The organism is Streptomyces sp. NPDC127190 (genome assembly GCF_042672505.1).
Taxonomy (GTDB): Bacteria; Actinomycetota; Actinomycetes; order Streptomycetales; family Streptomycetaceae; genus Streptomyces.
Genome location: NZ_JBHXVE010000005.1, coordinates 226,898 through 251,470 on the forward strand (window position 1 = coordinate 226,898; position 24,573 = coordinate 251,470).

General features: G+C 70.7%; 24 protein-coding genes and 1 pseudogene. 11 read left to right on the forward strand and 14 right to left on the reverse strand.

Annotated features, from left to right (window positions below):
* The first annotated feature begins 41 nt into the window (after nt 1-41).
* The gene (gene serC / locus ACFVIU_RS11300) at nt 42-1,160 is read left to right on the forward strand and encodes a phosphoserine transaminase (RefSeq protein ID WP_385842044.1); all 1,119 of its coding nucleotides are present in this window, start codon (nt 42-44) and stop codon (nt 1,158-1,160) included.
* Nucleotides 1,161-1,197: 37 nt separating this feature from the next.
* Here the strand turns inward: serC and ACFVIU_RS11305 are convergent, their stop codons facing one another.
* The 5 genes from ACFVIU_RS11305 to ACFVIU_RS11325 all read right to left on the reverse strand — a co-directional run bounded on the left by ACFVIU_RS11305 (nt 1,198) and on the right by ACFVIU_RS11325 (nt 4,583).
* Nucleotides 1,198-2,112, reverse strand: a complete 915-nt coding sequence (locus tag ACFVIU_RS11305; protein WP_385842045.1) for a hypothetical protein — start codon at nt 2,110-2,112, stop codon at nt 1,198-1,200.
* A gap of 96 nt (nt 2,113-2,208) precedes the next feature.
* Complete coding sequence (locus ACFVIU_RS11310; RefSeq protein ID WP_385842046.1) at nt 2,209-2,388, reverse strand: DUF397 domain-containing protein; 180 nt, start codon at nt 2,386-2,388, stop codon at nt 2,209-2,211.
* Nucleotides 2,385-2,642: a Scr1 family TA system antitoxin-like transcriptional regulator gene (locus tag ACFVIU_RS11315; RefSeq protein WP_385842047.1), complete on the reverse strand. Its 258-nt coding sequence runs from the start codon at nt 2,640-2,642 to the stop codon at nt 2,385-2,387. Before ACFVIU_RS11315 ends, ACFVIU_RS11310 begins: the two co-directional genes overlap by 4 nt.
* Nucleotides 2,643-2,948: 306 nt before the next feature.
* Nucleotides 2,949-3,797 carry a helix-turn-helix domain-containing protein gene (locus ACFVIU_RS11320; RefSeq protein WP_385842048.1) on the reverse strand — a complete coding sequence of 283 codons (849 nt, stop codon included), beginning with the start codon at nt 3,795-3,797 and terminating at the stop codon, nt 2,949-2,951.
* An 18-nt stretch (nt 3,798-3,815) separates the two neighbouring features.
* Nucleotides 3,816-4,583: a DUF6879 family protein gene (locus tag ACFVIU_RS11325; protein WP_385842209.1), complete on the reverse strand. Its 768-nt coding sequence runs from the start codon at nt 4,581-4,583 to the stop codon at nt 3,816-3,818.
* 181 nt (nt 4,584-4,764) lie between these two features.
* On the opposite strand from ACFVIU_RS11325, the gene ACFVIU_RS11330 reads away from it, so the two are divergent.
* The 3 genes and pseudogenes from ACFVIU_RS11330 to ACFVIU_RS11340 form a co-directional block, all read left to right on the forward strand.
* Nucleotides 4,765-4,977: a hypothetical protein gene (locus ACFVIU_RS11330; RefSeq protein ID WP_385842049.1), complete on the forward strand. Its 213-nt coding sequence runs from the start codon at nt 4,765-4,767 to the stop codon at nt 4,975-4,977.
* A 64-nt stretch (nt 4,978-5,041) separates the two neighbouring features.
* Nucleotides 5,042-5,275: a DUF397 domain-containing protein gene (locus tag ACFVIU_RS11335; protein WP_385842050.1), complete on the forward strand. Its 234-nt coding sequence runs from the start codon at nt 5,042-5,044 to the stop codon at nt 5,273-5,275.
* A 103-nt stretch (nt 5,276-5,378) separates the two neighbouring features.
* Nucleotides 5,379-5,840, forward strand: a pseudogene (locus ACFVIU_RS11340) (hypothetical protein); the annotation flags it as partial.
* Here the strand turns inward: ACFVIU_RS11340 and ACFVIU_RS11345 are convergent.
* The 3 genes from ACFVIU_RS11345 to ACFVIU_RS11355 all read right to left on the reverse strand — a co-directional run bounded on the left by ACFVIU_RS11345 (nt 5,839) and on the right by ACFVIU_RS11355 (nt 9,490).
* Nucleotides 5,839-6,636 (reverse strand): VOC family protein, encoded by a 798-nt coding sequence (locus tag ACFVIU_RS11345; protein ID WP_385842052.1) that lies wholly within the window; start codon nt 6,634-6,636, stop codon nt 5,839-5,841. The pseudogene ACFVIU_RS11340 and the gene ACFVIU_RS11345 overlap by 2 nt on opposite strands.
* Before the next feature lie 182 nt (nt 6,637-6,818).
* Nucleotides 6,819-8,339: a cellulase family glycosylhydrolase gene (locus ACFVIU_RS11350; RefSeq protein ID WP_385842053.1), complete on the reverse strand. Its 1,521-nt coding sequence runs from the start codon at nt 8,337-8,339 to the stop codon at nt 6,819-6,821.
* A 134-nt stretch (nt 8,340-8,473) separates the two neighbouring features.
* Nucleotides 8,474-9,490 carry a WD40 repeat domain-containing protein gene (locus ACFVIU_RS11355; protein WP_385842054.1) on the reverse strand — a complete coding sequence of 339 codons (1,017 nt, stop codon included), beginning with the start codon at nt 9,488-9,490 and terminating at the stop codon, nt 8,474-8,476.
* Between the two features lie 270 nt (nt 9,491-9,760).
* Here ACFVIU_RS11355 and ACFVIU_RS11360 point away from each other — a divergent pair, with 270 nt between their 5' ends.
* From ACFVIU_RS11360 to ACFVIU_RS11370, 3 genes are all read left to right on the forward strand, one after another.
* Nucleotides 9,761-10,444, forward strand: a complete 684-nt coding sequence (locus tag ACFVIU_RS11360; protein ID WP_385842055.1) for an SGNH/GDSL hydrolase family protein — start codon at nt 9,761-9,763, stop codon at nt 10,442-10,444.
* Nucleotides 10,445-10,533: 89 nt separating this feature from the next.
* The gene (locus ACFVIU_RS11365; RefSeq protein ID WP_385842056.1) at nt 10,534-11,121 is read left to right on the forward strand and encodes a Uma2 family endonuclease; all 588 of its coding nucleotides are present in this window, start codon (nt 10,534-10,536) and stop codon (nt 11,119-11,121) included.
* Between the two features lie 48 nt (nt 11,122-11,169).
* Entirely contained in the window at nt 11,170-12,165 is a 996-nt protein-coding gene (locus ACFVIU_RS11370; protein ID WP_385842057.1) for an aldo/keto reductase, read from the forward strand.
* A gap of 157 nt (nt 12,166-12,322) precedes the next feature.
* Here the strand turns inward: ACFVIU_RS11370 and thpR are convergent, their stop codons facing one another.
* Complete coding sequence (gene thpR, locus ACFVIU_RS11375; protein WP_385842058.1) at nt 12,323-12,895, reverse strand: RNA 2',3'-cyclic phosphodiesterase; 573 nt, start codon at nt 12,893-12,895, stop codon at nt 12,323-12,325.
* Nucleotides 12,896-12,958: 63 nt separating this feature from the next.
* Here thpR and ACFVIU_RS11380 point away from each other — a divergent pair, with 63 nt between their 5' ends.
* Nucleotides 12,959-13,474, forward strand: a complete 516-nt coding sequence (locus ACFVIU_RS11380) for a GNAT family N-acetyltransferase (RefSeq protein WP_385842059.1) — start codon at nt 12,959-12,961, stop codon at nt 13,472-13,474.
* 199 nt (nt 13,475-13,673) lie between these two features.
* Here the strand turns inward: ACFVIU_RS11380 and ACFVIU_RS11385 are convergent, their stop codons facing one another.
* Both ACFVIU_RS11385 and ACFVIU_RS11390 read right to left on the reverse strand, forming a co-directional pair.
* Complete coding sequence (locus tag ACFVIU_RS11385; protein WP_385842061.1) at nt 13,674-15,005, reverse strand: MFS transporter; 1,332 nt, start codon at nt 15,003-15,005, stop codon at nt 13,674-13,676.
* Nucleotides 15,006-15,030: 25 nt separating this feature from the next.
* Nucleotides 15,031-15,468, reverse strand: coding sequence for a MarR family winged helix-turn-helix transcriptional regulator (locus ACFVIU_RS11390; RefSeq protein WP_385842062.1), 438 nt, complete (start codon nt 15,466-15,468; stop codon nt 15,031-15,033).
* 154 nt (nt 15,469-15,622) lie between these two features.
* On the opposite strand from ACFVIU_RS11390, the gene ACFVIU_RS11395 reads away from it, so the two are divergent.
* Nucleotides 15,623-15,805, forward strand: a complete 183-nt coding sequence (locus tag ACFVIU_RS11395; RefSeq protein ID WP_385842063.1) for a ribbon-helix-helix protein, CopG family — start codon at nt 15,623-15,625, stop codon at nt 15,803-15,805.
* A gap of 16 nt (nt 15,806-15,821) precedes the next feature.
* On the opposite strand, the gene ACFVIU_RS11400 is transcribed toward ACFVIU_RS11395, so the two are convergent.
* A complete protein-coding gene (locus ACFVIU_RS11400; protein ID WP_385842064.1) occupies nt 15,822-17,273 on the reverse strand; it encodes an NCS2 family permease in 1,452 nt (483 codons plus the stop codon).
* A gap of 168 nt (nt 17,274-17,441) precedes the next feature.
* Between ACFVIU_RS11400 and ACFVIU_RS11405 the strand changes: the two genes are divergently transcribed.
* Both ACFVIU_RS11405 and ACFVIU_RS11410 read left to right on the forward strand, forming a co-directional pair.
* Nucleotides 17,442-17,714 carry a DUF2530 domain-containing protein gene (locus ACFVIU_RS11405; protein WP_385842065.1) on the forward strand — a complete coding sequence of 91 codons (273 nt, stop codon included), beginning with the start codon at nt 17,442-17,444 and terminating at the stop codon, nt 17,712-17,714.
* A 46-nt stretch (nt 17,715-17,760) separates the two neighbouring features.
* Nucleotides 17,761-20,157 (forward strand): cation-translocating P-type ATPase, encoded by a 2,397-nt coding sequence (locus ACFVIU_RS11410; RefSeq protein WP_385842066.1) that lies wholly within the window; start codon nt 17,761-17,763, stop codon nt 20,155-20,157.
* 16 nt (nt 20,158-20,173) lie between these two features.
* Here the strand turns inward: ACFVIU_RS11410 and ACFVIU_RS11415 are convergent, their stop codons facing one another.
* Both ACFVIU_RS11415 and ACFVIU_RS11420 read right to left on the reverse strand, forming a co-directional pair.
* Complete coding sequence (locus ACFVIU_RS11415; RefSeq protein WP_385842067.1) at nt 20,174-20,797, reverse strand: hypothetical protein; 624 nt, start codon at nt 20,795-20,797, stop codon at nt 20,174-20,176.
* A gap of 435 nt (nt 20,798-21,232) precedes the next feature.
* Nucleotides 21,233-24,376, reverse strand: a complete 3,144-nt coding sequence (locus ACFVIU_RS11420; RefSeq protein ID WP_385842069.1) for a sacsin N-terminal ATP-binding-like domain-containing protein — start codon at nt 24,374-24,376, stop codon at nt 21,233-21,235.
* Between the last annotated feature and the right edge of the window lie 197 nt (nt 24,377-24,573).

The following is a 24,573-nucleotide window of genomic DNA, read 5'->3' on the forward strand; positions in this document are numbered from 1 at the left end:
ACCGTTCCATCCGGTTTCACCCAGCCGATACCCTCCGACTCGTGGCCGACATCCAGATCCCCGCTGACATCAAGCCCGCCGACGGACGCTTCGGTGCGGGCCCCTCCAAGGTGCGGACCGAGGCGCTGGACGCCCTCGCCGCCACCGGTACGTCCCTCATGGGCACCTCCCACCGCCAGGCGCCCGTCAAGAACCTGGTGGGCCAGGTCCGCGAGGGCATCAGCTCCCTGTTCTCCCTGCCCGAGGGGTACGAGGTCGTCCTCGGCAACGGCGGCTCCACCGCCTTCTGGGACATCGCCACCCACGGACTGATCGAGAACAAGTCCCAGCACCTCAATTTCGGCGAGTTCTCCTCGAAGTTCGCCAAGGCCGCCAAGCTCGCCCCCTGGCTGGCCGAGCCGACCGTCATCGCCAGCGACCCGGGCACCCACCCGGAGGCGCGGGCCGAGTCCGGCGTCGACGTCTACGCCTTCACCCACAACGAGACCTCGACCGGCGTCGCCATGCCGATCAAGCGGGTCGAGGGTGCCGACGAAGGCGCGCTGGTCCTGGTGGACGCCACCTCCGGCGCCGGCGGTCTCCCGGTGGACGTGTCCGAGACCGACGTCTACTACTTCGCCCCGCAGAAGTCCTTCGCCTCCGACGGCGGCCTGTGGATCGGTGTCTTCTCCCCGGCCGCGATCGAGCGCGCCGAGCGCGTCCACGCGTCCGGCCGCCACATCCCGGAGTTCTTCAGCCTGCCGACGGCGATCGACAACTCCCGCAAGAACCAGACGTACAACACCCCGGCCCTCGCCACCCTCTTCCTGCTGAACCAGCAGCTGGAGTGGCTCAACGGCCAGGGCGGTCTCGCCTGGTCCGCGGCCCGCACCAAGGACTCCTCGACCCGCCTGTACACCTGGGCGGAGGAGTCCAAGTACGCCACCCCGTTCGTCACCGACCCGGCCAAGCGCTCCCAGGTCATCGGCACGATCGACTTCTCCGACGAGGTCGACGCGGCCGCCGTCGCCAAGGTGCTGCGCGCCAACGGCATCGTGGACACCGAGCCCTACCGCAAGCTCGGCCGCAACCAGCTGCGCATCGCGATGTTCCCGGCGGTCGACCCGGCCGACGTCGAGGCGCTGACGCACTGCATCGACTACGTCATCGAGAAGCTCTGACCTCTCGGTATGTACGACGAAGGGCGCCCGGTGATCGTCACCGGGCGCCCTTCGCGGCTCCGGAACCCTGCTCTCCCTCCCCGGCGAACAGCTCCTCGGCGACCGAAGCGGTCAGGGAGCGGTCGAGCCAGGCTTCCAGCACCTCGAGCTCGGTGCAGGCCATGACCCGCTCGCGGACGGCGTCGGAGACCTCGATGCCCCGCGCATCAAGAACCCGAAGAACGGCCTTCGCCTCGCCCTTCGCCTCCCCGTAGGCGACGACCTTCCGCCAAGCCTCCTCCATCACGGTGCCCGCGCCAGGGAAGACCGGGGTGTACACGTCCATCAGCTTCCTCCAGTGGTCACGGGCCGGGCCATCACCCAAACCCATCTCGATGATTTCTGCCCACTCCTGATGGGGCCCCACCACCGGCCCGACCTCGTCCAGTATGGCAAGCACACCCGGATCTTTGGCGTGGGCGAGCACGGAGAACACGGTGGCGGGAAGGTCCTTCGCCGCCTCGTCCGGGTCGGTGATGACCGGCAGGTTCTTCGGTCCCAGCACCAGCGGGAAGAGCTGCATGCTGGTGTGGAAGTCACTACCGATGCGAATGGGCTCCGCAGCCCAGGACGCCGTCTTCTTGTCCTGGCACACGACCAACAGGATGGGCGGCAGCCGGTACTTGGCGTACAGATGCGCCACGTAGTACGTCCAGCTGTTGTGCTTGTCGCGGTCCGGCTTGCCCTGCGACTCGACGGCGAGCAGAAAACCGCCCTCGCTCCCGGCCGTCCGGACCCGGAAGAGGCTGTCAACCCTCCGCTCCAACGGCCTGATCTCGGTGAGGTCGGTGTCCAGCGGCTCGATCGAGTGGTACTCGGGGAACTCCATACCCGCCCGCGGCAGGAGCCGGGCGAGCAGATCCGGCTCCTTGCGGAAGATGTGGTGCATGGTGTCATGCGGTGAGCTGACCATGCGACGGAACGTAGCCACGGGAGCCCGACCAGCCGGGGTGTACGGCGGCAGAGTCAGCCGGATGAGTGAATGTGCCCCTGGAATATGCCGAGACGCCTACGCGAGCTGCTGGAGGAAGGCCTGCCAGGCGTCGCGGGAGACGGTGAGGAGGGGGCCGTTGTGTTGCTTGCTGTCGCGGACGGCTCGGCCGCCGGGAGCGGTGTCGGCGACCTCGACGCAGGCGTTCTCCTGCCCGGAGTACGACGACTTCCAGAAGGGGCTTACGACCTCGGTCACGATGTGTCTTCCTTCAAGCTCCGCAGTATGCCCCGGATGAGCTTCGCGCTCGTGTCCGGCGCCAACGCTGCCGATCGTAGTAGGTCGTACGCATTGGCGTAAGCGGCGAGGTCTTCGGCCCCTTCGAGGACCGACGTGCCTCGCAGATTGTCGATGGCAACTGCTTCGACCGTCGGCTCCTCGTCGAAGCTGAAGGAGTAGAAGGCAGACGAGTATCCGGCCAGGACACCTGCACTGAACGGCAGTACCTGCACGGCACTCGCCGAGAAGCCGGAGGTATCCCGTGTTCCGGCGCCTTTATGAGACGCTCGCCCGCCTGCGCCGCAAGCCCGCCGCCATGAATCACTGGCAGCTCGCACAGGAGGTTCGCACCCCCGACCCGTATGTATGGCCGCTCCCCAGCCCGTACGACGCCCGGTGGCGCCGCTGGTCCAGACTCAACCGGGCGGCCGGTCACCAACTGCCGTTCCCGTACGACGAGGAGTGCTGGCGGAGCCCCGCGATCCACCCCGGCGGGCCCCTGTGGGAAGCCGCTGATGACGTGGTCCGGCCGTATGTCCTCAGACCTTGATGCTCCGGCGGACGCGGGCGATCACTTGCTGGGCCTCGGCGCCGAAGACGGCCGACTCGGCGAAGGTGTCCCAGATGCGGCGGTACAGAGCGATCGTTTCGGCGTCTTCGAGCCAGAGTTCGGCGTGCCAGTCCTCGACCGCGACCACCTGCTCATCCACGATGCAGAAGGCGTTGGCGGGATTCAGGGACAGCTGTGCATCCAGCGGCACAATTCCCAAACGCACCGTGTCTATGCCCACCACCCCGAGAAGCCGGTCCATTTGCGCCGCCATCACATTCGGTGGCGCCACCCGAGCCCAGAGCGCTCCTTCCCATACCAGCAGATTCAGCTGCTTGCCAGGTCGGTACAAGCACTCCTGCCGCTTCATACGGGCACGTACCGCATCTTCGGTGTCGCGTGGGGAGTTCTGGAGTCGGGAGTGGCTTTCGAACACGCGGCGGGCGTAATCGGCGGTCTGGAGAAGGCCTGGGACGAGGCTGGTTTCCCACTCGTGCCAAACCGTGGAGTTGGACATGACCGCGTTCCAGGAGTCCTGAACAGGGCGGTGGCCCGCCGCGAGCTGGCGCCGCCAGGAGCGGGTCTGGCTCTCGAAGCCCTTGAGACGGGCACGCAGTTCAGCGAACACAGCAGGCTGGCCCGTGGCTTCGGCCCAAGCTCGGAGGTCGTCGTCCGTGGGCGTCTGTCTGCCGTTCTCCAGCTTGCTGACCTTCGACTGGGTCCAGCCAAGCCGCTGAGCGAGTGCGGTACCGGTGAGCCGGCCGTCAGGGCTGTCGACACGCAGCTCTCTGAGCCGACGGCCCAATTCCTCGCGTGCCCTCTGATAGTCCGTGCTCACCGGTACCCGCTCTTGCTCCTACAGGTCACTGGCCATTTCCGCCGCGAACTGCTCCCGGGGAACGGCCTGATGCCAAGCAGCATCCCGCACCATGCAGCAGCGCACCACCTCTGCGGGCTCTGTGATCAGTTCCACGTGGGTGAGCTGGTCGTCGTCATCAAAGCGCAGGAGCGCGAGGAGGCGGCTGTCGAACAGCCAGAAGTCCTCGGCGGGCAGCCTGAGGCGGTCCGCGTCGGCGCGCCACATGTTGCGGATGTCCTCGCCAAGGCCGATGTTCCATTTCGCGCTCTCGAAGAGGTAACGCTGACCGGTCGTCGCGGGCCGGTCCACGATGCGTACCCGCTCGATCCTCTTGCCCAGTGCGACCTGCGCGCGGATGGTGTCACCCCACTGCTTGGCCGCCGGGCTGTCCGAGCCGTTCGCGTCAGCAGTCCCCGTCTCGATGAATCGCGTCCAGCGGACATCGGCCTCATCACTCGCATAGCGGCGACGCGTCTCCAGCCGCCACGCGGTGTGCTCGAACTTACTGAACAGCGCACCGAACTCGTCCAGATCGATCGTCTGCACCTGCCTCGTCCGCTCCTTCGGCGCCCAGTCGACCAGAAGCTCACGCGGCACTACGACAGCCACCTCCCCCTCCGAGAGGTGCTGAAGCTGCGCCACGTCTTCAGGGTCGGTGAGCGGGGCGCCGTGAACGATGACCTCTCCGCTGTCCAAGTCCTCATGCACCGAGGGACACCCGTTGTAGCCACTCCCCGTCCCGTTGAACCGCAACCTGCGCACCACGACGACCACCCCCCGGGTGTTGACGATGTTGGTGGCCCCAGGATGTCGGTGCCTCTGAGTGAATGTCCATGCATCCAGAGTGACCGCAAGAGAATAGTCTCGAATATCGCGCTCGCCATTCTCCGCCCGGCTCCTACCGTCGTCTCGAACCCACACCCCCTCGGGAATCACGGTGACCGCCATGGCGAAAACCCACCGGGAGCGCTCGCCCCAGGTGCCCGCCGTCTACGACGCCTGGCTCTTGGACTGCGCTCCCGCCACCGGCTGTGACGTCTGCGCCGCCAACTGGCGACAGCTCCTCGCCTGCCGGCAGGCCGGTGACGTCACTCAGGCCGTGCGCCATGCCACCGAGATCCGGGACCACCCCTCGGGCGTCCACCCGAGGCCTTCGTGAACTTCCGCCCATGAGGCGGAAGCGGTCGGTCATGGCCGCGACAGCACAGCAGGAAGGTGCAGTGATGGTGAACGGAAGCGACCTCTACGCACTCGATCTCAGCGGCGCCTCGTTCGTGAGGGCCTGCGGAGGCAGCACCCACCCGGACGGCGAGGCGTGCGTGACCCTGGCCCGTATCGGCCAGGACGCCTGGGCCCTCGGGGACAGCAAGCGGCCGGAGGCGCAGCCGCTGCGCTTCAGCTCGGCCGAGCTGGCGGCCGCCGGTATCGACCCGGGGCGGTTCGGGCTGTCCGGCTGAGCCGGATCCGTCCGCCCACCCCCTCACCGGCCGGTCCCGGCATCCCATCGCCCCGCCGGGACCGGCCGGCTTCTCCGCCCCTGACGCCCCGAACCGGACGCCCATGCACCACCACGGCTACCTGTGGACCGGCCCCAAACCCCGCTTCGACGAGGAGGCCCTGCGCCGACCGCCCCACCCCGAGCCCCCTCCCGCCGGCAGCAGACCGGAGCTGGTCCAGCGGTACCGCATGGTCGCCGCCGAGTTCCCCGCGTCCGATCTGCCGCCGCTGGAGGTCTCCTACTGGCTCGTCAAACCACGCTCGCTGGTGCGGGGCACGTGGCAGGACCCGGAGGGGGCGACGGCCTGGCTGGGTGAGCGGCTCACCGAGTCCGCCCCCCGGTTCGCTTCCGGCGCGCAGCGCGAGGCCCGCCGCCTCGGGGCCCTGCTCGCCTCCGCCCGGGAGCGGCTGGCCGCGGGCGGTGACGTGTCGCTCGGTTTCTATCTCGAACGCCCCGCGTATCTCTCCCTCGCCCTGGTGACCTGTTCGCCGAACCGAGGGCGCCGCGAGCTGGGCTGTCCGCTCAGCCCCCCATCGACGGGTCCGGCGTCAGCAGGGCGAAGGCTGCTCCCGTCGGGTCCAGGAGCATCGCCAGGCGGCCCACTCCTTCGACGTCCATCGCCGGGATGAGCACCGTGGCGCCGGCCTCCGTCGCCCTGGCCACCGTGGCGTCGCAGTCGGCCACCGCGAAGTAGGGGTGCCACTCCGGGGTGGTACCGGCGTCCAGGTGCTGCTGTTGCAGCTGCATGATGCCGCCCTGGCCCGCCTCCTGGCCGCCCCCGGCCGGGGACACCACCGTGTAGGCCAGTTCCGCGTCCAGCGGCCAGTCCTGGAACTGCCAGGAGAACACCGCGCCGTAGAAGGCCCGGGCCGCCGCCGTGTCGGTGGTGTACAGCTCGGTCCAGCACAGGGCCCCCGGCACCCCGACGGTCTCGAAACCGGCCGTCTCGCCCGGCTGCCATACGGCGAAGTCCGCACCGGTGGAGTCGGTGAACTGGGCCATGCGCCCCGCGGAGAAGACGTCGGCGGGGGCGACGCGCACCCTGCCGCCCGCCCGCTTCACGGCCTCGGCGGTGGCGTCCGCGTCGGGGGTGTGGAAGTAGACCGTCCAGGAGGAGACGGCCCCCTCCTCGGTCAGCGGGCCGATCCCGGCGACCACCTTGCCGTCGAGCGTGAAGAACCCGTATCCCCCGGCGTCCGGTCCGGCCGACTGGAATTCCCAGCCGAACACCGCGCCGTAGAAGGCGGCGGCCGCAGCGGTGTCGGGCGTTCCGAGGTCGAGCCAGTTCGGCGCGCCCGGGACGAAGTCGGTCGAGAGCACGGCAGCGTCCTCCAGTGTGGTGGGTGGGTCATGGACCGGTGGACACTTTGCCGCATTGCTGGGCGAAAGCTGAGATTTGGTTGCGCGTCGGGCTCGAAAGTCGTCAGCTGTGCGGCGAGGGCCCGCACCCCCGGAGGGAGATGCGGGCCCTCGCCGTGGTCAGGCCCGGTATCCGCCGCCCGTCAGGAGGCGGTGCAGCTCACGCTCGGTACGGCGGCGCCGCCCGGCGCCGCGCCGAAGCCGAAGCTCACCGAACCGCCCGCCGGCACACTGCCGTTCTGCGGCGCGTTCACGGCCGTGACCGTCGAGCCGCTCTGCGTGTACGTCGCGTTCCACATGGTGCTGATCCGCTGCGAGCCGCTCCACGTCCACGTGACCTTCCAGGACGACAGCGCGGTCGTGCCGGTGTTCCGCACCGTCACATCGGCGTTGAAGCCGCTCCCCCAGTCGCTGCTGACGGAGTAGGTCGCGCTGCAACTCGCCGAGGTGCCCCCACCGCCACCGCCCCCGCCGCCACCGCTTCCCGTGCTCCCGAACAGCGGTGCCTTGATGCTGGTCAGGTATCCGTCCTTCGCGGTGTCCACGGTCGCCCAGTCGTCCTTGAGGATGCCGCCCGTGTCCCCCGAGTCGGGGTTCCAGGACCAGAACGTCCACTGGAAGGCGTCGCCCCCGTACGTCGATGTCGGCCTCAGGTAACTCACCAGCGCCGCCAGCCACTTCTGGTCGACCGTCGCCTGGAGCGTCGTACCGAATTCGCCGACCCACACCGGGGCGATGTTCTGCTTGAAGATGTAGCCCCAGTACTTGTCCCAGATGCCCGGCATGTTGGCCGGGAAGGACGGGTCGCTGAACCAGCTCTGCTGGGCGACGCTGGTGGCGTAGTCGTGGGCCGAGTACACCACCCGGTTGGGCACGCTGAGCCGCACCGGGTACTGGCCGACGCCCATCAGATTGCCGCCCCACCAGTACGAGGCGCCGTTGTACGACTGCACGCCCTCGACGAAGACCAGCAGGTTCGGGTTGACGGACAGCACCGCGTTACCGGCCCGCTCGGCGGCGAGGCGCCAGTCGGTGGCCTGGTCGCCGCAGCCCCAACAGGCGGGATCGTGCGGCTCGTTGTGCAGGTCGATGCCGATGACCGTGTCCTGGTTGAGATACCGGGTCGCCAGCGCCTTGAGGTCGGCTATCCACGTCGACTCGGGGACGGAGGAGGTGTACCAGAGCGCCGACTGGCCCGCGGAGTCCGGGCGGTGCCGGTCCAGGATGACCTTCAGGCCGTCCTGGCCGGCGTACGCCACCACCTTGTCCATGACCTGGAGCGAGGTCAGGCCCTGGAGGTCGGCGTTCTTCCCGCCGGAGAAGTCGATGCTGTCGGGCATCGCGCCCGGCTTGAAGATGTCGTCGCTGTAGGGCAGCCGGATGGTGTTGTAGCCGAGCGACCGCATCTGGTCGATCATGCTCTTGTAGTCCCGGGACCACAGGCCGTGGACCACCTTGTTGGTGGTCTCGAAGCCGAACCAGTTGACCCCGGCGATACGCACCGGGTGACCGGCCGCGTCCAGGATCTGGCGGCCGCTGGTGTGCCAGTAACCGGCCCCGGGTGCGGTGTCCGCGTGGGCGGTCTGCGCCCCGGCCAGCCCCGCCAAGGGCAACAAGAGTGCCGCCCCGGCCGCGCACAGGGCTCTTCGCAAACTGCGGAACATGTGCCTGGTCTCCTCTCGGAGGTGCGGCCCCGGAACTATGGGAGCGCTCCCATAAACCGCTCGCCTCCAGACAACCCGGAGACCATGCGCACGTCAAGATCTCGGTCGGGAACGGCGGGCGCCGCTCAGTCCCCTCACCCCCGTCGGCGCAGCCTGCGCAGCCCGAGCAGGGCGAGGGCGCCCACGGCGATGACGGCCGCGCCGACCCCGACACCGGAGCCGCTCCCGAACCCGGCGAGACCCGAGCCGCCCCCGGAGGCCGCGTTGGCGCTGCCGCCCGGTTCGTCGCCGGAGGGCCGGCCGGGCGCGTCCTTCGCCTCCACCGCACTCTCCGCGCCCTCGCTGCTGTACAGCAGCTTCGCCCCGTCCGGGGAGTAGGTGAGACCCTCCCCCTGCCCCTGCAACGGCACGTCCAGCTGGCCCGCGCGTTTGATCCGGCCGCCGTTCCAGTCGTAGTAGATGCCGCCGAAGTAGCCGCGCACGGCGAGCTGCCGGCCGTCCGGGGAGAAGGCCGCGTCGGTGGCCCACAGGTCGACCGGGGCGACGGGCTTGAAGATGTTCGCGCCGGAGGTGGAGAGGGTGGCCGGGCCCTCGTAGAGATGCCCGCCGTCCTGCTTCTTGTCGATGATGTAGACGCGCCCGGTCTTCGGGTGGACGACCAGCGACTCGGCGTCCCGCGGACCGTCCTCGTACTTCACCACGTACTGCGTGGCGGTGACCGTCTGGTCCTTGAGGACCTTCGGCTCGGGCAGCCGGTAGATCCAGACGTACGGCCATCTGCCGCCGAAGTTGTCACCGATGTCGCCGACGTAGATCTCGTCGTGCGGGCCGACGGAGATCGCCTCCACATCGCGCGGGGAGCCGACACCGCGCAGGGTGACACGGGCGACCGTCTTCCCGGTAGCGCTGTCCACGGCGTAGATGTACGGCCCGTCGCCGCTGTCGTTGTGCGTCCAGTAGATGCCGGGGTGCAGATGCGAGGCGGCGAGCCCGCTGGACTCGGCGATCCTCGGGTCCTTCAGGGTGAACCCCTGGTCACCGGCGCCGTCGGCCGGGGCGGCGGAGGCGGGGACCGCGGGCAGCGCGCAGACGCCGGCGAGCAGCGCTCCGGCGGACAGGGCTCGGGCGAGGCGGGCGGACGATCGACGCATCCCCCAAGCCTGCCATCCCCGCTCCGCGTTCACCGGCCGAGGCGGCCAGGTGGTGGCGCAGGGGTGACCCAGGGGCCCCACGGGTGGTGGCCCAGGAGTGGCCCACGGCTCCCACGGATGGTGGCCCAGGAGTGGCCCACGGCTCCCACGGATGGTGGCCCAGGAGTGGCCCACGGCTCCCACGGATGGTGGCCCAGGAGTGGCCCACGTAGCGGCCCGCGTGGCGGCCCTCACATCCCATGCGTACGCGTGATCGTCCATCATGAGCGGATGCTCAGGTTCATGCCCGTAGGCGACTCCATGACCATCGGAAGCGCGGGCGAACACACATGGCGTTACCGGCTGTGGCGGCATCTGTGCACGGCGTACGACGGTCCTTTCACCTTCGTCGGCCCGCGCGAGACGCTGTACGACAAGCAGACCGAGGCCCCGACCTCCCTCGCCTACGCCGAGCCCGACTTTCCCCGCGCCCACCTGGCCGGCTGGGGCGAGGGCTGGCTGCACATGGCCCCGCTGATCGGCCCGGCGGTGCGGGAGCACCGGGCGGATGTGCTGCTGGTCTCGCTCGGCCTGATCGACCTGGGCTTCTACACCAACGCCGAGCAGACCGCGGAGAACGTACGGGCCTTCGTCACCGGCGCCCGCGCGGCGAACCCGCGCATCCGCATGGTGCTGCTGCCGGTCATACCGAACATACGGGCCGAGGCCGACGAGCCCTTCGCCGCACAGGTCGACCTCTTCAACGACCTCCTCGCGAAAACGGCCGCCGACCTGGACGAACCCCGCTCGCCCATCCTGCTGGCCTCGCCGCCACGGCCGTACGACATCCACACCGACACCTACGACGGCACCCATCCCAACGCGAGCGGTGAGCACCGGATCGCGGGGGCGTTCGCCGGGGCGATGCGGGAGGCGTGGGGACTCGGGCAGATGTTCGCGGCCGGAACGGATTGACCTGATTTGCGGCGTCTCCTCGTCACCGTGCGTATCGTTGAAACCGCGCGGCTGCACTTGTCCGTGGGCAGCCGGGGAGGAGCGCCACGATGACCGTCCTCGAAGACAGGATCGAGATGGCCGAGGAGAGCGGCGAGCTGACTCTGGACGTCATGTTCGAGTGGCTCGACAAGATGCCCATCCCCGAGGGAACGAAAGTCGAGATCGTCGGGGGGCACATCTTCATGTCGCCGCAGCGGGCCAACCACTGGGAGATCATTTTCCGCGTCCTGGATCAGTTGCGGAGCACGTATCCGATCGAGCGGCTGGCATCAGACGTACGCATCGACTTCCCGGGGCATCTGAACGGTTTCGCCTGTGATGTGGCAGCGCTGGCCAAGGGATCCGTAAAGGACGACAAAGGCCGCTTTCGTTATCAGGACGTCGAATTCGTCGCCGAAGTCATCTCCAAGGACACCGCGCGCAACGACTACGGCCCCAAGAAGACCGCCTACGCCACCGCCGAAGTCCCCGTCTACCTCATCGTCGACCCGTACCAGGGCAGGTGCCATCTGCACACCCAGCCCAAGGACGGCGAGTACCTCAGCGAGCTGACCGTCGTCTTCGGGGTGGACCTCGACATGACCACCACCCCCCTCGGCCTCACTCTCAAGACCGACGAGTTCCCCCGCGACTGACCAACTCCCCTTGCCTTGAGCGCACTCCAGGACGTTGGCTGGTGGACCATGAAGTACACGCAGCTTGGACGCACGGGGCTCAAGGTCAGCCGGCTCGTCCTCGGGACGATGAACTTCGGTCCGCAGACCGAGGAGGCCGACAGCCACGCCATCATGGACGCGGCGCTGGACGCGGGCATCAACTTCTTCGACACCGCCAACGTCTACGGATGGGGCGAGAACAAGGGCCGGACCGAGAGCATCATCGGCAACTGGTTCGCCCAGGGCGGCGGACGGCGCGACAAGGTCGTGCTCGCCACCAAGGTGTACGCGCACATGGGCGCGGACGGCGACGACGTCTGGCCCAACCACGACAAGCTCTCCGCCCTCAACATCCGGCGGGCCGTCGACGCCAGTCTGAAGCGGCTGCGGACCGACCACATCGACGTCTACCAGTTCCACCACATCGACCGGAACACCCCCTTCGAGGAGATCTGGCAGGCCATCGACGTCCTGGTCCAGCAGGGCAAGATCCTCTACGCCGGCTCCTCCAACTTCCCCGGCTACAAGATCGCCCAGGCCAACGAGACCGCCGCCCGCCGCGGCGGCACCCTCGGCCTGGTCAGCGAGCAGTGCCTGTACAACCTCTACGAGCGGCGCGCCGAGATGGAGGTGCTCCCGGCCGCGCAGGAGTACGGCCTCGGGGTCATCCCCTGGTCCCCGCTGCACGGCGGCCTGCTCGGCGGGGTGATCAAGAAGGAGGGGCAGGGCGCGCGCCGGGCCTCCGGGCGGGCCGCCCAGGTCCTCGCCGACCCGGCCGCCCGCGCCCGGGTCCAGTCGTACGAGGATCTCCTCGACAAGCACGGCCTGGAGCCCGGCGAGGCCGCCCTGGCCTGGCTGCTCACCCGGCCCGCGGTGACCGGCCCGATCGTCGGCCCGCGCACCGCCGAGCAGCTGGAGTCCGCGCTGCGGGCGGTCGAGCTGGAGCTGAGCGAGGAGGTGCTGGCCGGCCTGGACGAGATCTTCCCGGGGCCGGGACCGTCGCCGGAGGCCTTCGCCTGGTGACCGAGGGTGCACGGGGGCGCGGGGGCGCATGCGAGATGCGGCCCCGCAGGCCCCCGGGCGCTACCTGACGGCCGACGCCAAGGCGACGACCGCGAACATCAACACCAACACACCGGCCATGATCCGGTTCCGCGTCTTCGGGTCCACGCCATCGAGCCTAACCGGCCCCGCCCAGTGCCCAGCGGGCGACCGCCTCGTACCGGGGCTGTTCCCCCGGCACTCCGGACCGGGGCAGGTTGCTGCGCACCAGGGCCAGGCCGGTCACGGTCCAGGTGTCTGAGGTGAACTCGCGCAGGAGCTGCACATACGACCGTACGTCGACCGCCTCCCGGCTCCTGGCCAGCGTCAGGTGGGCCTTGTAGCGGCGGTGTTCGCCCATCGGCACGCCCGCCTTGCGGGCCGCCGCCTCGGCGCGGTCGGCCAGCAGGCGCAGCGCCTCCACCCCGCCCGACGCCCCGGTCCACAGCGCCCGGCCCTGCCCGAACTGGCCCCCGCCGGAGAGGGCCAGCTCGAAGGGGTCCGTACGGTGGGCCGCGCGGGCCAGCCGGTCCGACAGGTCCGGTACGAGATCGTCGGCGACCTCGCCGTAGAAGGCGAGGGTGAAGTGCCAGCCGGGGCGGCCCGTCCAGCGCAGGCCGGCGGCACCCGGCAGCTGCTTCAACCGGTCCACTTCGGCGGCGAGTTGGCGGGTGACGTCCTCCGGGGGCAGTACGGCGGCGAAGAGTCTCATGCCCTCACCATCCCAGACCGAAATGCCGTCGCCTCCCCATGACGGCGCGGGCAGGATGGGCCCATGACGATCAGCATCCGCACCGGTGGCCCCGACGACGCTCCCCTCATCCTCGGCATGCTCGACAGCGCCGTGGAGTGGCTCGTCTCACAGGGGCGGACCGGGCAGTGGGGGACCGAGCCGTGGTCGACGAACGAGCGGGCCGTGGAGCTGGTGCACCGGTACGCCGCCGAGGGCACCCCGTACATCGCCGAGATAGACGGCACGCCGGCCGCCACGCTGACCCTGAGCAAGCGCCCGGGGGCCTATCTGGAGCCCGCCGACGAGCCCGAGCGGTACATCCACCTCTTCGCCACCGACCGGCGGTTCAGGGGGCGGGGTGCGGGGGCGGCGCTGCTCGCGCACGCGGCGGAGGAGACGCGGCGGGCCGGGGTGTCCTTGCTGCGGGTGGACTGTTATGCGGGGGACGACGGGAAGCTGGTCGCCTACTACGAGGGCAACGGGTTCATCCGGACCGAGGCGTTCACGGTGGGCGAGGAGGCGTGGCCGGGGCAGGTGCTGGCGAAGAGGGTGCTGTAGCGGACTTGGCTTGCCGGGTGCCGTGTGCTGTGGCTGGCCGGGGGGTGTTCCGCTCACCCGCGCTTGCGGGGTGCCGCTGCGCCCACCCGTGCCGCCCCCAGCGGCACGACTGCCCGCAGCTAGCGCGCCCGAAGGGGCGCGGGGAACTGCGCGACCGGCCCGCAGCTACCCGCACCCGGCATCCGAGCCGCAGCCCCCCTCAGGCGGCCGCCGCCAGCTCCTCCTTCGGGATGAAGTGCAGGCGGGGGTGGCCGCGATGCCAGCGGAGCGATACCCGGAGGCCGCCGACCCGGGTGAGGATCAGGCCGATGGCGACCGCGGCGCCCGCCGAGATGAGGCCGCCGCAGGCGAAGCCCACCCGGGGGCCGTAGGTGTCGGTGATCCAGCCGACGATCGGCGCGCCCAGCGGTGTGCCGCCCATGAAGACCATCATGAACAGGGCCATCACCCGGCCCCGCATGGCGGGGTCGGTGGCCATCTGCACCGCGGTGTTCGCGGTGACGTTGACCGTGAGGCCGGCGATGCCGATCGGCACCATGAGGAGCGCGAACAGCCAGTACGACGGGGCCAGCGCGGCCACGGTCTCCAGGACGCCGAAGGCCAGCGCGGCGGCGATCAGGACGCGCAGCCGGGCCGTGCCACGGCGGGCGGCCAGCAGGGCGCCGCACAGGGAGCCGGCGGCCATCAGGGTGTTGAAGAGGCTGTAGGAGCCGGCGCCGGCGTGGAATATGTGGTCCGCGTAGGCGGTGAGCCAGACCGGGAAGTTGAAGCCGAAGGTGCCGATGAAGCCGACCAGGACGATCGGCCAGACCAGCTCCGGCCGGCCGGCCACATAGCGCAGCCCTTCCCGCAGCTGGCCCTTGCCGCGCGGCGCGCGCTCGACCACGTGCAGTTCGCGGGCGCGCATCAGCAGCAGGCCGGCGATGGGCGCGGCGAAGGACAGGCCGTTGGCGAGGAACGCCCAGCCGGTGCCCACGCCGGTGATCAGGAGACCGGCGACGGCGGGGCCGACGAGACGGGCGGACTGGAAGTTCGCCGAGTTGAGGCTGACCGCGTTCTGGAGCTGCTCGGGGCCGACCATCTCGGAGACGAAGGACTGGCGGGCCGGGTTGTCGACCACGGTGGCGAGGCCGACGGCGAGGGCGGCGACGTAGACGTGCCAGACCTGGACATGGCCGGACAGGGTCAGGAAGGCGAGCGCGAGGCCGGTCAGGGCCATCGCCGTCTGGGTCACCAGCAGCGTCGGGCGCTTGGGCAGGCGGTCGACGAGGACGCCGCCGTACAGGCCGAGGAGGAGCATCGGCAGGAACTGGAGGGCGGTGGTGATGCCCACGGCCGCGGAGGAGCCGGTGAGGCTCAGGACCAGCCAGTCCTGGGCGATGCGCTGCATCCAGGTGCCGGTGTTGGAGACGACCTGGCCGAGGAAGAAGAGGCGGTAGTTCCGGATCCTCAGCGAGCTGAACATCGAGGACGTGCGGGGGTTGTGGGTGGTCGGTGCGGGGGCGGAAGGTGTTCCGGGTCCCGTACTCAAAAGGGTTCGCCTCCTCAGGCCGCGCTTACAGGTGTGCGAGCTTCTCCAGGACCGGGGCGGCGGCGCGCAGGGTCGCCCACTCCTCGTCGTCCAGGCCTTCGACCAGACCGGCGAGGAATGCGTTCCGCTTGCGGCGGCTCTCCTCGAGCATGGCCTCGGCCTGCTCGGTCTGGGTGACGACCTTCTGACGCCGGTCCTCGGGGTGCGGCTCCAGCCGGACCAGCCCCTTGGCCTCCAGCAGTGCGACGATGCGGGTCATCGACGGCGGCTGGACGTGTTCCTTGCGGGCGAGCTCGCCCGGGGTGGCGCTGCCGCAGCGGGCCAGGGTGCCGAGCACCGACATCTCGGTGGGGCTCAGCGACTCGTCGACCCGCTGGTGCTTGAGGCGACGGGACAGCCGCATCACGGCGGAGCGGAGTGAGTTCACGGCGGCCGCGTCGTCGCCATGGGTGAGGTCCTGCATGTTCTTTAGAGTAACTCATTACCCTGACTAAGGACCACCGGGACGCGCGTGAATGCCCGTGACACCCGCCACTGAACCCTTTGATCACCCGTATGGGTGACACGGTTCCGGAAAGGAACACAGTGGACGGCCGGGTGTGGCGACCCTCGTACGCATGGCGACCAGTGTGCTCAGCCTGCGGATAGACGGGGAGCTGCTCGAACGGCTCCGGCATCACGCGGCGAAAAGAGGAATGAGCGTGCAGGACTATGTGGTCCGCACGCTCATCCGGGACGACTTCGACGAGCGGTTCCAGACCGCCGTCGAGGAGACGGAGAGGTTCTACGGGGTCACCTGACGCCGTAGGGAGCGGGTCAGGTCAGACCCAGGGCCGGCATCAGGTAGAAGAAGGCGAAGACCGCCGAGACGACGTACATCGGGACCGGGATCTCCCGGCCGCGTCCGGCGACCAGGCGCAGCACCACGAAGGTGATGAAGCCCATGCCGATGCCGTTCGTGATCGAGTAGGTGAACGGCATCATCAGCATCGTCACGAAGGCCGGGATCGCGATCGTGTAGTCCGCCCAGTCGATCTCCTTGATCGAGTTGGACAGGATCAGGAAGCCGACCGCGATCAGCGCCGGGGTGGCCGCCTGGGACGGGACCATCGTGGCGACCGGGGTGAGGAACAGGGCGACGGCGAAGAGCGCGCCGGTGACCACGTTCGCGAGGCCCGTGCGGGCGCCCTCGCCGACACCGGCCGTGGACTCCACGAACGCGGTGTTGGCCGAGGCGGAGCTGGCGCCGCCCGCCGCGACCGCGAGGCCGTCGACGAAGAGGACCTTGTTGATGCCGGGCATGTAGCCCTGGGCGTCGGTCAGCTTGGCCTCGTCGCTGACGCCCATGATCGTGCCCATCGCGTCGAAGAAGCTCGACAGCAGGACCGTGAAGACGAAGAGGACGCCGGTCAGCACGCCGACCTTGGAGAAGCCGCCGAACAGGCTGACCTTGCCGACCAGGCCGAAGTCGGGGCTGGCGACCGGGTTGCCGGGCCACTTCGGGACCGTCAGGCCCCAGGACGGCACCTTGGCGACGGCGTCGATGATCATCGCGAGGACGGTCATGCCGACGATCGAGATCAGGATCGCGCCCGGCACCTTGCGGACGATCAGCGCGAAGGTCAGCAGCGCACCGAGGATGAAGATCAGCACCGGCCAGCCGAGCAGATGACCGCCCGTGCCGAGCTGGAGCGGGACGGTGGTCTGGGCGGCGTCCGGGATACGGCTGACGAAACCGGAGTCGACCAGACCGATCAGCATGATGAACAGGCCGATACCGATCGAGATCGCCTTGCGCAGACCGAACGGCACCGCGTTCATCACGCGCTCCCGCAGACCGGTGGCCACGAGCAGCATCACCACGAAGCCGGCCAGGACGACCATGCCCATCGCGTCCGGCCAGGTCATCCGGGGCGCCAGCTGGAGCGCGACCACGGAGTTCACGCCGAGGCCGGCGGCGCACGCGATCGGGACGTTGCCGATGACGCCCATGAGGAGGGTGGTGAAGGCGGCCGTCAGCGCGGTGGCGGTCACCAGCTGGCCGTTGTCCAGGTGGTGGCCGTACATGTCCTTCGCGCTGCCCAGGATGATCGGGTTCAGCACGATGATGTACGCCATCGCAAAGAAGGTGGCGAAACCGCCACGGATCTCCCGGACGACGGAGCTGCCGCGCTCGGAGATCTTGAAGTAGCGGTCGAGAGCGCTCTGAGCGGGCGCCCCGTCCGGCTTGCCGGGGGTGGGGACCTTGGCAGGTGCCGAGGTGGACATGCGAGACCTCATCACCAAGAGGGTTCCCCCGAGCCTCGTTGGCGTTTCATACGAACAGAAGCGGTCAAAGACAAACGGTTTCAGTATGAACGTATGAGCCGCAGATCGCTATCTCCGCGCGTAGATACGTCCAGCAAGAGAGAGAGCCGGTCGGCTTAAGCTGTGCCCATGGCTAAGTGGACCCCCAAGCACGAGGCGCCGGAGCCCCTGGAGGGGCCCGTGGTCGCCACGATCACCGGCGGCACCATCGTGTGGTTCGTCCTCTTCCTGGTGCAGCTCCCCTTCTACGGCTGGTTCACGGACCACCACCACACCTGGTGGCTGTGGACCTGCCTGGCCGGCGGCGGGCTGGGCCTGATCGGCGTCTGGTACGTCCGCAGGCGGGACGCGGCGATCAAACGGGACGCGGCGATCAAGAGGACCGCTGCCCCGGCCGAGTGACGCCATCGGTGGGCGGCCCGGCGGATCTGTACGTACCGTCGAATGCATGACCCACACAGACGCGGGCGCCGAGCTGGACCCCGTGCATCCGGTGGCCCCGCCGGCGACCGGGCCGGCCGGGCTGACCGGGGCCGAGGTGGCCGAGCGGCGGGCGCGCGGGCAGGTCAACGACATACCGGTGCGCAGCAGCCGGTCACTCGGGGAGATCGTCCGGGCGAACGTGTTCACCCGGTTCAACGCGATCATCGGCGTGCTGTGGCTGATCACGCTCTTCGTGGCGCCGATCCAGGACAGCCTCTTCGGCTTCGTGATCCTCGCCAACACCGGCATCGGCATCATCCAGGAGTGGCGGGCCAAGCAGACCCTGGACTCGCTCGCGGTGATCGGGGAGACGCGGCCGACCGTACGGCGCGACGGCACCGCCGTGGAGATCCCCACCCGTGAGATCGTCCTCGGCGACCTGCTGGAGATCGGGCCCGGCGACAAGGTCGTCGTGGACGGCGTCTGCGTGGAGGCCGAGGGGCTGGAGATCGACGAGTCGCTGCTCACCGGCGAGGCCGACCCGGTGGTGAAACGCCCCGGTGCCGCCGTCCTGTCCGGCAGCTTCGTCGTCGCGGGCGGCGGCGCCTACCAGGCGACCAAGGTCGGCCGGGAGGCCTACGCCGCCCAGCTCGCCGAGGAGGCCTCCCGCTTCACCCTGGTCCACTCCGAGCTGCGCACCGGCATCTCCACGATCCTCAAGTACGTCACCTGGATGATGGTCCCGGCCGCGATCGGGCTCGTGGTCACCCAGCTCGTGGTCAAGAGCAACGATCTGAAGGACTCGGTGGCCCGCACCGTCGGCGGGATCGTGCCGATGGTCCCGGAGGGGCTGGTCCTGCTCACCTCCGTCGCCTTCGCGGTCGGTGTCATCCGGCTGGGCCGGCAGCAGTGCCTGGTGCAGGAGCTGCCCGCCATCGAGGGGCTGGCCCGGGTCGACACCGTCTGCCTGGACAAGACCGGCACGCTCACCGAGGGCGGCATGGACGTCACCGAGCTGCGGCCGCTGGACGGGGCGGAGGAGCCGTACGTACGGCAGGTGCTCGGCGCGCTCGGCGAGTCCGACCCGCGCCCCAACGCCTCCCTCCAGGCGATCATCGACGCCTGCCCGGACAGCGAGGACTGGCGCTGTGTGGAGTCGCTGCCGTTCTCCTCGGCCCGCAAGTACAGCGGGGCCGCGTTCAGCGAGGGCGACGGCGAGACCAGTACCTGGCTGCTCGGCGCCCCGGACGTGCTGCTCGGCGACGGGGACCCCGCGCTGGCCGAGACCGAGCGGCTCAACGAGCAGGGGCTCAGGGTGCTGCTGCTGGCCCGGGCCGCCCGGGAGCTGGACGACCCCGAGCCGGCCCGGGGTGCCCGGCCCACCGCCCTGGTGGTGCTGGAACAGCGGCTGCGGCCCGACGCGGCCGACACCTTGCGCTACTTCGCCGAGCAGGACGTCCGCGCCAAGGTCGTCTCCGGGGACAACGCGGTGTCGGTGGGCGCGGTCGCGGCCAAGCTGGGGCTCGACGGGTCGGCCGTGGACGCGCGGCGGCTGCCGGCCGACCCGGCGGGGATGGCCCGGGCGCTGGAGGCGGGCACCGTCTTCGGGCGGGTCACCCCACGGCAGAAGCGGGACATGGTCGGCGCGCTCCAGTCGTGCGGGCACACGGTCGCGATGACCGGCGACGGCGTGAACGACGTCCTCGCCCTGAAGGACGCCGACATCGGGGTGGCCATGGGGTCGGGCGCGGAGGCCACGCGCGCGGTGGCGCAGATCGTGCTGCTGGACAACAGTTTCGCGAGCCTGCCCTCGGTGGTCGGCGAGGGCCGCCGGGTGATCGGCAACATCACGCGGGTGGCGACGCTGTTCCTGGTCAAGACGGTGTACTCGGTGCTGCTGGCGGTGCTGGTGGTCTGCTGGCAGGTGGAGTACCCGTTCCTGCCCCGGCATCTGACGCTGCTGTCCACGCTCACCATCGGCGTCCCGGCCTTCTTCCTGGCCCTGGCCCCCAACCGGGAGCGGGCGAGACCGCACTTCGTGCGCCGGGTCATGCGGTACGCGGTGCCGGGCGGGCTGGTGGCGGGCCTGGCGACCTTCGTGACGTATCTGACCGCCCGGCACTACTACACCGGCCCCGGCCGGCTGGACGCGGAGACCAGCGCGGCCACGCTGACCCTGTTTCTGGTCTCCATGTGGGTCCTGGCGATCGTCGCCCGCCCCTACACCTGGTGGCGGGTGGTCCTGGTGGCGGCGATGGGCGTGGCGTTCCTGCTGGTCCTCGCCGTCCCGGCGCTCCAGGAGTTCTTCGCGCTGAGGCTGGTGGGGCTGGCGATGCCGTGGACCGCCGTGGGCATCGCGGTGCTGGCGGCGGCCGCCCTGGAGGGTGCCTGGAAGTGGGTCGACCGCCGCGTTCCCGAGTGAGGTGCCCGGAAGGGGGTTACTTCACGCCGACGTACACGCCCGTGGCGGTGGCCGCCGGGGTGGTGGAGGTGCCGGCGAAGCTGTAGCGCCAGTAGCCGCTGTAGTTCGCGGTGGCGCTGGTCTTCAGGTTGCCGTAGGAGTCGGTGTACACGGTCTTGACGGTGGTGTACGTGGTGGTGCCGGCCTTGCGGAACTGGAGCTTGACCGGCTGGTTGGCGTAGCCGTGGTACAGGTGGTCGTCCCAGTCGGCGCGGGAGAGCTTGCCCGAGGCGGTGAAGGTCTTGCCCTTGTAGACCGAGGTCGAGCTGGCGGCGACGGTCTGCTTGGAGTAGCGCTGCACCAGGGTGGTGCCGAGGCTGCTGTCGTCCGTGTAGCCGACCTTGCTCATGTCGGCGGGGTTCTGCTCGTCCTGGCCGTTGAAGGCGATGGCCTCGGCGGCCACGTTCCAGCTGCCCGCCCAGGCGATCTTCAGGTCGCCGTCGGCCGGGTAGATGTTGATGTACCCCGTGCAGGTGGCCGTGGTCGACGTGACGTCCGTGCAGGTGGCCCAGTCGTCGCCGTCCAGCTCGGGGGCGGTGTCGGTGTAGCTGCCGTGGTAGAGGAAGACGTCCGTGTGGAAGTCGCTCGCGTGGATGTCCACGTCGGCGCCGTGCGTCAGCGTGTAGGTGTACTTGGCGCTGACCTCGCTGCTGGTGCCGACCTTGATCGCCTTGGCGATCGAGACGTTCGAGAAGTGGGCGTCCAGCGTGTACGGCGTGCCGTCGGGGGGGGGGGGCGGGGGGGGGGGGGCGGCGCGGGGGGGGGGGGGCCGGGGGCGGGCGCGCCCCCGCCACGGCGAGGGCGGAGAGGGCCAGGGCGCCGGAGACGGCGGCCACGGTGGCACGAATGCGCATGTGCGTTCCCCTGGAGGGAGGAGTGTCCTAGGAGTCGGTCGACTCGCGGGACGAGACCCGCGGGGGATGCGCTTGGTTGTACGAGAGGAGCCCCCCGGGATGCGATTTTGGGCTCGAATTACTGATCCATTGCACAAGTGAGGGAAAGGGCTCCGTTTTGCGCCCTTTCCCTCCTCGGCAGCTCAGTCGAACCAGCGGTCGCGGGCCAGCTCCTCGGTGCGGGACGGGTCCTCCAGCAACGCGGCCACCTCGAACCGGCGCGGCCACTGCCCCGCCGCCCAGGCCAGCCCGGCGGCGACGCCCTCCAGGGTGGCCGCGTGCAGCACCCCGTCGTCGGTCAGCCGCCAGTCGATCTCCACGCCGTCCACGACCAGCTCCTCGTGCTCGACGTACCGCTCGGGGGTACGCGGCCCGAGCAGCACCCGCACCGGCTCCGGTACGTCGTGCTCGGCGCCCTCGGAGTCGACCGCGCCGGTGACGGACTCGCTCAGCCTGCGCACCTGGAACAGCTCGGCCAGGTCGGCGGCGCGGGACGGCCGCACCGGCAGCAGCGGCACCCCGGAGGTGAACGGCAGCAGGTCGGGCGAGTCGACCACGACCGCCTCCCCCGCGTCCACGACCGCCACCCGCCCGTCGACCACGGCCCGCAGCTCGTCCGGCAGGGTCACCTGCTCGGGGTCCAGCTCGGCCAACGCGCCGTACAGGGCGTGCAGTTGGGCCGGGGTGACGGTCCGCTCCGGGTCGGCCATCCGGTCCAGCAGCTCGGCGGCCCCGCCCGGCTCGTCCAGCAGCGCGCCGACGGAGGTGCGCACCCCGAGCGCCCGCAGCACCTGCTCGTCCTCGAACCCGGTGGCGTCGGCCTCGTCGTACAGGCCCCGCAGCAGCGGGTCCCCGCCGGCGGCGAGCAGACCCGCCGGCCGGCGCCCGTCGAGCACCGGGTGCCCGCGCAGCCACCACGCGGTGTACGGCCGTACGACCTCATGGGTGCCGTCGTGCAGCAGGATGCGGACCGGCTGGGTGAGGGCGTCGCGCAGCGGCGGCCGGGCGAGCAGCCCGAGCGCCTCCGGCCAGCGGTCGTCGTCGACGAGGTCCAGGTCGCGGACGGCGACGAGTTCGGTGGCGACCGGGGGCACCGGACTGTCCGGGAACCGGTCGAGGATGTCCTCGCACCACACGTCCACGGCGTCCAGCAGCCCGGCGTCGTCCGGCTCGGCGTAGTCGCCCTCCCGGGGCTCCAGCTCGTCCGGGTCGAGGACCACATCGGTGGCCCGCACCAGCGCGAAGTTCGCGAGCACCCCGCACGCGGTCAGCGGCTGCTCCCCCCAGCGCTCCGCCAACTCCTGGTCGACGGCGGCCAGTTCACCCTCGCGGATCACCCGGGCGAAGGCGCTGCCGGGATACACCAGCTCACCGGCCGGAGCCAGTTCCCCGTCCTCGTCGGGCAGCGCCAGGGCGCCCAGCCAGGGCTCGTCACCCGGCTCCAGGCCGGCGTCCCGGACCAGGGAGAGCACGGTGTCCGCCAGCTCCTCGGCGTCCGGGGCGTCCTCCTCCCACCCGCCGATCCCGCCGTCCTCGTCCAGCGAGGCGGCGACGGCCGCCCGCACCTGCGGGGTGGTCAGCACCGCGCGGGGGGTCGCGGGCAGCGCGCCCAGCTTCTCCAGCAGCGGATGGGCGGCGTCCTCGTGGGCGACCTTCAGCCCCAGCCGCCCCAGCACGTCCGCGTCCAGGCGGGCGCCGTCCGGGGTGGGCAGCAGCACCTGGCGGGGCCCGATGGTGGTCCGCCCGTCCGCGAGCGGCACCGGCAGCCCGGACAGCCGGTCGGGGTCGACCCCGGCGAGGCTGTCGTACAGCCGCCACCACCAGTCCGGGTCCTTCTCCAGCCCGGCGAGCCGGTCCACGGCGTCGGCCAGGGGCAGCCGGGCGACACCGAGGGTGCGCAGTTCCACGCGCCGCTCCAGCCCGGCGGGCAGCAGCGTGGGCAGCACCTCGGCGAGCACCCGGACGGTGTCCGTCCCGGCGCCCTCCACGACCTCGGCGTCCCGGGGCCGGAGGGCCACCGGCAGCTCGCTGTCGCTCTCGCCGTCCCGCCCGGCCGGGGCCGCCGGGGGCAGGAAGGCGGTGCGCGGCAGCCGCTCCAGGATCGCCTGCCGCAGCGCGCCGTCCAGCTCGCCCTTGCCCAGCGGCCCGGGGACCAGGTCGATGATCCCGTCCGTCACCGGCCGCCACTCGGCGAGCAGTTCGGTGTAGACGTCGGCGGCCCGCTGCACCAGGAAGTCGGTGAGGGGGCCGGGCGCGGCGTGCCGGCGGGTGGTGTCCAGCGGGAACGAGGCGATGAGCAGCGCGGGCACCCCGAGGGGCTCGTCGCTGGGGGTGGGCGCGTGCACGACGGCCGACGTCCGAGGCCGCCCGGGGCGCCCGTCACCGTCCTCGGGTACGGCCCAGGTCACCGACCAGTGCGGTCGCAGCCGCTCCTCGACGGGCCGGTCGGCGAGCAGATCCGGGGTGAGCGGGCCGTGCGCGGAGACGGTCCGCCACCGGGTGGTGCCGCCCCGCGAGTCCGCCACCACGGTGACGGCGCCGTCGGCCTCCCGGCGCAGGGTGCGCGGAGCCGCGCCGTCGACCTCGATCACGACCTCGGCCAGCCCCGGCAGGGCGAGCAGCAGGGCGTCGTCGACGGCGTCCAGCAGCCGCTCGGCGAGACCGGCGGCCGCCGCGTCCCGCAGCGGCAGGATGACGGCCGTGTCGTACGGCTGCGGAGCGGTGCCCTCGGCGGCGAACGGCAGCCGGAGCAGCGGCACATGCCCGTCCCGCCGGCGCACCTCGTCGCCGAGTCCCGGGCTGTGCCGGGCCGTGTCGCGGGCCAGCTCCCGGGCCTCGGCCAGCGACCAGCGCACCCCGCCGTGCCGGCCCACGATCGCCGGCTCGTCGGTCACCGAGAGCACGGCCGCGAAGCCGACCCCGAACCGGCCCACGGCCCCCTGCGTCGCCTCGGCGTCCCGCTTGGCCGAGGCCCGCAGCGTGGACAGCGACTCGACACCGGTCGCGTCCAGCGGGGCCCCGGTGTTGGCGGCCACGAGGACCCCGTCCCGGAGGGTGAGGTGCAGCCGCCCCGGCACCTTCGCCCGGGCGGCGGCGTCGGCGGCGTTCTGCGCCAGCTCGATGACGAGACGGTCCCGGTAGCCGCCGAGGACCAGGTCCTCCTCCGCGTTGGCGTCCTCGCGGAACCGCGCGGGGCTGGTGGCCCAGGCGTCGAGCACACCGCGCCGCAGCCGGGCGGTGCCGAAGGGGTCGGCGCCCTCGGCAGCCGGACGCACGTACTTGCTCACGTTCACTCTCCTCACCTACGTGGGGACGAAGGTACAGCGCGGACGGCGAGGGCTTGCCCAGGGTGGGGCCAGGGGCCGTACCGCCGGAGAGGAGAGCGCCGAGCAGTCCGGCATGCGCCGTTTCCGCCACCGGGGCCGTGGACCGGCGGAGGTGCTTCTCCACGGCCCGGTGACAGGAAGGTGCAGGAGGTGGACGC